Source organism: Longitalea luteola (genome assembly GCF_017356035.1).
GTDB lineage: Bacteria > Bacteroidota > Bacteroidia > Chitinophagales > Chitinophagaceae > Niastella > Niastella luteola.
Genome location: NZ_JAFIQX010000021.1, coordinates 24,835 through 33,654, shown reverse-complemented (window position 1 = coordinate 33,654; position 8,820 = coordinate 24,835). Strand labels below are relative to the sequence as shown.

At 45.5% G+C, this 8,820-nt stretch carries 6 protein-coding genes and 1 tRNA gene; all 7 read right to left on the bottom strand.

The genetic code is table 11. The features are described from left to right. Positions 1 to 162: 162 nt before the first annotated feature. Positions 163 to 246: transfer RNA gene (locus tag JUB15_RS28050), tRNA-Leu, on the bottom strand. Positions 247 to 528: 282 nt separating this feature from the next. Continuing rightward, positions 529 to 1,026: a hypothetical protein gene (locus JUB15_RS28045; RefSeq protein WP_207516070.1), complete on the bottom strand. Its 498-nt coding sequence runs from the start codon at positions 1,024 to 1,026 to the stop codon at positions 529 to 531. Between the two features lie 165 nt (positions 1,027 to 1,191). Continuing rightward, positions 1,192 to 1,548 (bottom strand): DUF6717 family protein, encoded by a 357-nt coding sequence (locus JUB15_RS28040; RefSeq protein WP_242696544.1) that lies wholly within the window; start codon positions 1,546 to 1,548, stop codon positions 1,192 to 1,194. A 781-nt stretch (positions 1,549 to 2,329) separates the two neighbouring features. Beyond that, positions 2,330 to 3,088: an SDR family oxidoreductase gene (locus tag JUB15_RS28035; RefSeq protein WP_207516069.1), complete on the bottom strand. Its 759-nt coding sequence runs from the start codon at positions 3,086 to 3,088 to the stop codon at positions 2,330 to 2,332. Between the two features lie 226 nt (positions 3,089 to 3,314). Beyond that, entirely contained in the window at positions 3,315 to 5,429 is a 2,115-nt protein-coding gene (locus tag JUB15_RS28030) for a sigma-54-dependent Fis family transcriptional regulator (protein ID WP_207516067.1), read from the bottom strand. A gap of 137 nt (positions 5,430 to 5,566) precedes the next feature. Beyond that, positions 5,567 to 6,946 (bottom strand): PQQ-dependent sugar dehydrogenase, encoded by a 1,380-nt coding sequence (locus JUB15_RS28025; protein ID WP_207516065.1) that lies wholly within the window; start codon positions 6,944 to 6,946, stop codon positions 5,567 to 5,569. Positions 6,947 to 7,308: 362 nt separating this feature from the next. Further along, complete coding sequence (locus JUB15_RS28020; RefSeq protein ID WP_207516063.1) at positions 7,309 to 8,772, bottom strand: TlpA disulfide reductase family protein; 1,464 nt, start codon at positions 8,770 to 8,772, stop codon at positions 7,309 to 7,311. Between the last annotated feature and the right edge of the window lie 48 nt (positions 8,773 to 8,820).

Here is an 8,820-nt window from a genome sequence, read left to right as displayed (position 1 = left end):
CGGGGAGTTCGGGATATTAATTTCTTCTTATTTAGACTCCAAAAAATCTATGCTTAACAACCTAATCCCCCAACAATTTGACTTGATCCTGAAAAACCGACACAAAAACGTCCAGCCTAAAAACAAAAAACCCTGTAAGTCAATCTTACAGGGTTAATATCGTGCCCGGAACAGGAATCGAACCTGCACTCCCTTGCGAGAACCAGATTTTGAGTCTGACGCGTCTACCAGTTCCGCCATCCGGGCAATTATTTCAAAGTGTCTTCAAATATTCTTAAGCGACACTAATTTTCAAATTCAAGAACTATCTTGTCGAGTAGAATCCCCCACTCCCTTGCGAGAACCAAACCTGCCTGGCGGCAGGTTTTCCGCCATCCGGGCTTTTTCACCATTTTTGCGACCCTACCTTACTTACAATCAGTGATTTATAGTCCTAAACCAGGGTCTGCCAAACGGGAGGCAATATTACGGAATAGAAAATTCCTGTCCAAAATACAGGCAGTATTTTTTTACAACAACAAAATCGCTCTAGGGGATCAACTCTCCATATTCTACCGTTCCATCTTTTTGTTCTGCTTTATTCGACACCGCATTTTCTGCCAGTGTAGCTATTGCCGCTGAAGCCAATCCGCCTGCTAAATAGAGCCCTATCGTCATCAATTTTGTCCCTAACGTTTTATTGCTGGGCTCTTCTGACAGTCCCAGGGGCCTGGGTAAAACTACAGCCGATACGCCTGCTGCAAGCCCCAGCAAAGCTCCGTACAGCCATGCCCTCTTTTTACCTCCTGCGGCCGCCAGGCTATAATACGCGGTATCACAAACAAGCTCACCACCTATTGCCCACCGTTGCAGTTCATTCTCTTCCGGGATCTTTTTACCCAGGCTTTTCAAACCTTTTCGTAACAGGTCCTTATCCAACAGGTCCATACGGGGCGCATCCGGACTGATCCTTCTAAACGCCTCATGCAGGGAAGCCGCTGTAAGTGTTCCTGCCAATCCCCCGGCTAATGCAGATGAAAGTTTCATAGTATATAATTATGGGGTATTGTCTAAAAAAGCTGTACCATAACCACAATGTCGGGCCTGGCACAGATCATTGAAATGCTTTTACCTGCAACAACTCTTTTTCGGCAATAATACTTTCCTGACGATGCTCCAGATCTTTTGCCACATAGCTACCGGGTTTGGTTATCATTGATTTTCCTGCCGTACAAAGATACGTTCGGGAAGGCTGCCAAACACAAATTCCGTTACCTGGCATAACCACATGGTTTTATTGATTGGCTGCCCTTTATAGGTTTTCATCAAATAATACCCGCCGCCAATCACCGGGTCACATCGCTCTGTTAAGATCAGTTCATCCGCTCCTTCAAATGGTTCTTCGCCTAAGGTCAGTTCAATGGAAGATGCTTTACCGGCCATAATATCGAGCATGGTATCGGCGCCCAGCACCATTTGCAGATCGCCTGCGCTCCCACCCTGCTCAATATACTCAGGCAGATCGATAAACCATTCCCCGTTCGTTTTTATAAACCGGTAAGTTTTCAAGACAAAGACGTTTAGCAGCGCCGTTAAATTTACAAAAGTAAATGCACGTATAAAACGGTGTTAGATAATGCTGGTTTCCAAAATCGTTTTGCTAAATGAAATTTCATTATAACAAACCTGAAATGCCCGAAAGCTGATGGTTATGGATCATTACATGGCTGCAACGGATCGATGTCTGATGTTTTTTCATCGTTGCAAGCTGTAATAGGAGCATTGCAGGCTGTAATTGGAGCGTTGCAGGCTGTTATGCTGTCATCGCAGGTTGTTATATGATCGTTGCAGGCTGTTATTTGCTAAAAACCGGTTGTTATGATGACAATACAAGTTGCAATGAATCATTGCTGCGTTGAAATGATCAGTATGCAGCTTACATTGGATCATTGCAGGCTTGCAATGATGAAAATGCAGGTTGCAACGATGATAATTCAGCCTGAAATGATATAAATACAGCTGTTTCTTCGTCATAACAGGCTGAAATGACTTCATTGCAGGCTGCTTTCATATAATTGCAGGCTGTTGTAACCCGGTAACAGGCGATCTTTGATTCATTGCAGGCAAACAATGACCGGCGCTCCGCCAGCAATGACTCGTTTCCATCTTGCAATATTCCAATACAGCGTAGCAATGGATCATTGCAAGCCGGTAAAGTTCAAAAGTCAGCTCGCAATGATCCATAACAAGGCAGCATTGTATTTTGGGAAGACTATTCAATAAACTGTGCGCGCGTGATCATGATATTTAGCTGATATTTGACCCGGAGCATCCCGCAAACCGGCATTCGTTAAGCGGTTTGTGTTAGCGCTCGCAGCCATTTTTCATAGCTCACAGCGCCCGGTTTTGCCTGGTTGCCGGCCGGTACCAGGGCTGCTGGCGGAATTGTTCCTCCATAATATTGATTGTAGTTATTCGGCGCTACGGTCCTTGGGTCTTTTGTGTCTTTGAGGTAACGGGTAATAAAGTCAGCCAGCGTAGAACGCTCGGGTCCTGCAATCTCTATAGTGCTGCTGGCAGGCATCGCCAGTGCCGCTTCCGCTACAAAAGCCGCTACATCATCTGCAGCTATCGGCTGAAACTGAACATCCGAAACATTCACCACATTGCCTTCTGTAGCCTGGTTGGCAAGACCGCCGAGGAACTCGAGGAATTGTGTGCTCCTGATGATCGTGTAGGGTACGCCAGACCGTTTGATCAGGTCTTCCTGCACCTTTTTCGCCCGCATATAAGCAACATTCTGCATGAGGTCTACACCCACAATAGAAAGCGCCACATGGTGTTTTACGCCCGCATTGATCTCGGCGCCCAGCAAATTAAGGCCCGAAGTCTGGAAGAATTCCATAACGGCTTTCTCTTCAAAAGAGGGTGAATTGGAAAGATCAATCACTACATCTGTATTGCGCAAAGCGTCCGCTAACCCTTCTCCTGTAATAGTGTTGATGCCGGTATTCGGCGAGGCGGCTATCACTTCATGGCCCTGTTGACGAAGCTGGTTAACTACCCTGGTTCCGATGAGGCCGGTGCCCCCGATGACTACGATTTTCATAATTTGATTTTTTGAGTTTACCATACAGGGCCAATGAAATGCCAATAAATCAAACTACTGATAGTCAACAGAAAGGCAATAAACGATTGTTCAATTTTTCACTTTATTTGGTGAAAGCACTGACTGTTTCACTGAATGAAGGGAAGGAAGACAATAAACAATAAACAATAGGCAATAGGCAATAGGCAATAAACAATAGACAATTGACAATATGCAATGGGCGGGATCAACCAAAATAATCGGCTTTGGTAATGCCTAATTTTTTCATTTTTGAATGTAAGGTATTGCCCGGGATATCGAGAATTTCTGCTGCGCCGCCGGGACCGGAGATCTTGCCGGTGCATCGCTTCAGTACTTCGATAATATAACCGCGTTCCACTTCTTCGAGTGAACGGTTTAACAGTTGCGCCGGTTCCTGTTTCCCGGTTTCATTATGCCGGGGTATATACACATCGTTCAACACACCGTCGGTAGTGAGCAGCACGCTGCGTTCTATCAAATGCTCCAGCTCTCTTACATTGCCCGGCCAGGTATAACTTTTCAATTGCTGTATCACTGTGGGTTTTATCTTCCTGATCTTTCTGCTGGTATTCTTGTTATACTTCGCCACAAAAAAGTTTATCAGCGGTTCTATATCCTCGGGCCGGTCGCGCAATGGCGGCAGGTGTATGGGAAATACATTCAGGCGGTAATACAGGTCGGCCCGGAAGCGGCCGGCTTTTACTTCTTCTTCCAGATTTCTGTTAGTGGCAGCAATTAACCGCACATCAACCTTTATCGTTAGCTTACCGCCCAAGCGCTCCACTTCCCGCTCCTGGATCACCCGTAATAATTTCGACTGCGCCTCCAGCGGCAACTCGCCTATTTCATCCAGAAAGATGGTACTTTGATTGGCCAGCTCAAATTTACCGATGCGCCGGTCAAAAGCGCCTGTAAACGCGCCGCGTTCATGGCCGAACAATTCACTTTCGATGAGATTGGCCGGCAATGCTGCGCAATTCACTTTTACCATGAGCTTATCCCTGCGTGGCGACGCATTATGAATTGCCCTGGCAATAAGTTCCTTGCCGCTGCCCGTTTCGCCCAGCACCAACACCGTAGAATTAGAGTCTGCCACCAGCGACATCAGGCGGTAGACCTGTTGCATCTTGTCACCACTGCCAACAATTTCAGAAAAATTATAAATGGTGCTGATCTGTTCTTTCAGATAGTCATTTTCTACTTCCAGCTGCTTTTTATAGGCCAGTAACTTTTCATTCGCCTGTATATTGGCAATAGCTATGGAGATTTGCGCACAAATGCCTTTCAGCATCAATTTGCTCAACCGGTCTGCCAACAGCCAGATAGTGCCGATATTCCTATCCCCTACCCGTAGGGGAAGACTGTACATATTCTTCAGACCGGTCGTATTCCATAATTTCGCGTACTCGTTGCCGCTCTTTAATTCTTCTTCTACATTGAATACCAGTCCATCCCTGCTGGCCAGCACCTGCGCTGTATACGTTTCCTGGACGGTGATCCTGTCGTTCGACATTTCCTCAAAGTTCGATCGCACATTGGCAAATAATGTTTTATCGAACATGAACGGGCTCAGGTGAAAGCCATCATCGTCAATTACCCGGATCATTGCAAGGTTTGTATGCAGTAAATTATCGAGGCCCGTGATAATTGCGGTTTGCAGGTCGGCTTTTGTTTTCACCTGTGCAATAGCAATGCTGAAGTCGAGCAGAAAGGATTTTTCTTTTTCTTTATTAAGTATGTCCTCATTCTTAAGAATGTTAGTTACCGCACTGGATAACTGAGGAGCAATACCGTTCATGATGCTCCTGAATTCATTGGTAAAGCTGCCCACCTTATCCGAATAGATATGGATAAAACCAAGTGGCTTTTCTGCATTTTGCAGCTTTGTCATTAAGATCTCCCTGATACCGCCTTCATAATTCACTTTAAGGAAGGAAGGGCTTTTTGGCTGGTCCTTCACCTCCTCCAACAAGAAAGACACAGGGCCCTTCGCTTCCAGGGCCGTCTTCATGAACGAATTATTGATAGAAAAACGGGAACTGAACAGTTTCAGATAACCCGGATGTTTTTGTATGGGCGAAGTCTCGATGTCATACAGCAATGCGCTAATGGTTTCGCTATTATGATCAATAAGTGTAACAATGGCGTGTGTAAAGTAAAAAAGTCCTTTCAGGCGGTTTGAAAAAAGCGCGATCAGGTCGCTTTTGTCGCGAACGCGGGTGAGATCATTTCCCAGGTCCAATAATATCTTTCTTTCCTGTTCAAGAGCTGCAACAGAAGCAACGGGCATTATTGTGTCGGGAGATGTGGCCTTTTTCATGAAGGGAATTTATGCAAAATTAGGGAGGTTAAAAAAAGTAAAGGCCGCAATTGCGGCCTTTAATACACAAGAGATCTGTTACCTTTGGGTACATCTCTCTACAAAGAAGCAAGCAACGCTGCGGATTATATTACAGATCAATAACCATCACCGTTTTTGTCATTGACCGGAACGATCTTGAAAACTTTTCCGGTATTACCTGTCAGGCCGCCTACGGAAGAAACAGTAAGGTATATTTCTCCGTCATTGTCCTGACCGAACCCGCGCAAATAATAACCGATATCCTCCGGATGGCTTTTCAATAATACTTCATTATAATTCCATGAACCAGCGCCGGATGTTCTTGCTGCAAACAGCTCGCCATTAGGCGTGGTAAACGATTGTGAAAAAGTACCAAAGATGTACCTGCCATTCCAGCCCTTGAGATCTTTGCCCCTGTATACATGTCCGCCAATGATGGTAGTAGCCCTGCCACCGGCCGGGTTGGCCGCATTACTCAATTCTATCACCGGATCGATCAACGGGTTACCGAGAATATCAACAGACGGACAGGATGCCAGAACAGTGTCATTATTTGCTGCATTAAAACAGTGTGTGCCTTCTTTTACATTCCATCCGTAATTGCCGCCTCTTCGTATCACACTGATCTCTTCCCACAAAACCTGACCGGCGTCACCTGCGATCAACATGTGCGAACCGCCCATATCGAACGACATGCGGTAAGGATTGCGGAGTCCATAGGCATAAATTTCATCTCTTCCGTTCCTGCCCACAAATGGATTATCGGCAGGTATATTATAGGGACTTCCATTCACATCGATACGGAGGATCTTTCCTAACAGATTGGAATCTACATTTTGTGCATTGCCGCCGGCGTTCACTGCATACCAGTCCTGTACGTGGCCGGGCGCAACATCATTGGCAGCGCCGCCATCACCTACCGAAATGTAGAGGTAGTTATCCGGACCAAACACCAGCGTTCCGCCATTATGATTAAACTGCGGATCGTCCCATTCCAACACCACTCTTTCTGAATTTACATCAGCCACGTTTGCATTTGCCGATACCCTGAATTCGGAGATCCGGCTCAAATTATTCCAATTAACACCGGGTTGCGGACCGCCCGGACGAGGCGGTAGCTGATAATAAACATAGAACAATCCATTGCCTGCATAATTGGGATGAAAAGCCAGTCCTAACAAACCACGTTCATCAAAAGCAGTATTCAGTGGTACCATTTTACTCGTTAGATCAATAAACGGTGTAGCGAGCTTATTCCTGTCTTTATCAACGATCCATATCGTTCCAACCTGATCAATTACAAAAAGCCGTTTACTGTCATCCGGGGGTGAAACCAGGCCGATGGGCGATACGAAGTTGTCAGCAATCAACTGTATATCAACCTCGTCTTCTCTGCCTGCCGGTCTGTCCTGTTTTTTACAACCTGCAACGATCAATGCAAAGAAACCTGCCGCCAGCAAAAAGCAGCCAATTTTGTCAATGAAAATGACTCTCATAACATAATTCTTTTTAAGTGGTTTACCAGTAATAAGAAAACACCTGCAACACGTTCGATGCGCTGCAAAGGATCAATGAGAGTTATTTTTTAAGTGTGGAGTCTGGTTTGGAAAGCTGGGTTATATATGCAAAGCATATACCTAAGATGCTAGTGGCTGGTAGGAAGTAGCTAGCAGGGCTTCAATCCGTCATTCAAAATCTTTTGCAGTGCTCGCGAATGGCTACCAAAAAAAAGTGATTGCGATTGACCTATACTTGTCAACCACAATCACTTAAGTTTATAATACAAGCTACTGTATTAAATTATCACATTAGCTAATTATCACAGCTAATTTCATTCTTGCAAGTAAAGACAATCAATTTATGACTTTTCTATCATCTCAATCATGGCACTCAATTCTTCAACGGCCGCTTCATCGGTCCCCGTGAAACCGGTCACCTTGAAACGGATATTACCGTTCTTATCCAAAATGAATTTGGTTGGAATACCTGAAATACCGAAGTCTTCCACCACTTTATTGGAACCGTTTTCATCTTTCAGGTCCATCAGTACGCGGAAATCAAATTTGTTATCCTCTATATACTTCTTTGCTGCTGCAGTGGCATCCCCCGCGCCTTTCTCCCAGGTATGAATAAAAAGGAATTGTACATCAGGGTTATCTTTATATTTGTTCACGGCCATTTGCATAGCGGGAAATGACCGCTTACAGGGACCGCACCAGGTTGCCCAGAAATCGAGCACTACTATTTTTCCTTTCAGGCTTTCTGAACTTACGGTATTGCCATTCACATCTTTCAATACCCATGCTGGTGATGGGGTGTTAATGATGGTGTTCTTTAGATTGGCAATGACCTTTTTAGTGACCGCTGCCTGTACTTCCTTCATATACTCCGCATACGGCTTACCGCCTGCGTTCAATTTTTCATACAGGCCCTTGTGCACTTCCCTGAACTTGTTATCGGCTTCTCCACCCTGTACGATCTCATCTGCTTTTTCGTATGCTTCCTTATCGCGGCCCATTGCCTGCAGGATCTCTATGTATGTTTGATTTACATAGGCAGAAGGCTTTTTGTCGGCTGTATATGCTTTCTGGATGTAGGCCAGTGCACTGTCGGTATTGTTTTTTTTCAACAGGCAGCGGGCAATGGAAGTGCAATACCCTCTATACCCCATTGCAGCAAAGCCGGCGCCTTCTTCTTTGGTACGGGTGGTTCTAAAAGCATAGGAATTGGCTGCTGCTTTTTTGTATAAGGCCAGCGCTTCGTTTATGTAACCGTGCTTTTCAAGTTTTTGCGCCACAGCGGCCCAGGCTTCGCCTTTCCAGGCAGGCGTTTGTCCCTGATCGGCATAATACAATGCTTTTTTAACGTTCTTTTCCTCGGCATAGGCGCTGGCTACGCTATTGGCGGCATAGTCGTACACGATCCTGCTGCCTTCAAATTTGTTGATGGGATATTTCTTCAACCATTTCTTATAAGCGGCTTCTTTTTCAGCCCCGGTCGCGGCGTCGTAGATAGCTGCCACTTCTTCGCCGCGCCAGTACAGGCCGCCGGGGAAACGGGTTTTGATAATGGCCAGGATGGAATCGCTGGTGGCTTTCTTTTTAAGCACATTAAAAAGCTGCATCGATAACATCCAGTCGCTTTCCTTTTTACTTTGTAACAGCTCGTACGACTTACCGGTGACCAGCTCCCTGTCGGCCGCCACTTTGGAAGTAGCTAACCGGTAGTAGTATTGACTGGTAGTGTCCTTACGATTTTGCGCATAGGTCCCTCCTATGAACAGGGTCATTATTGATATTGACAGTAATATTCTGTTCTTCATGTTATCGGTTATTTCGTTTATAGTTTACAGGTTTCATGTTGCAGGTTA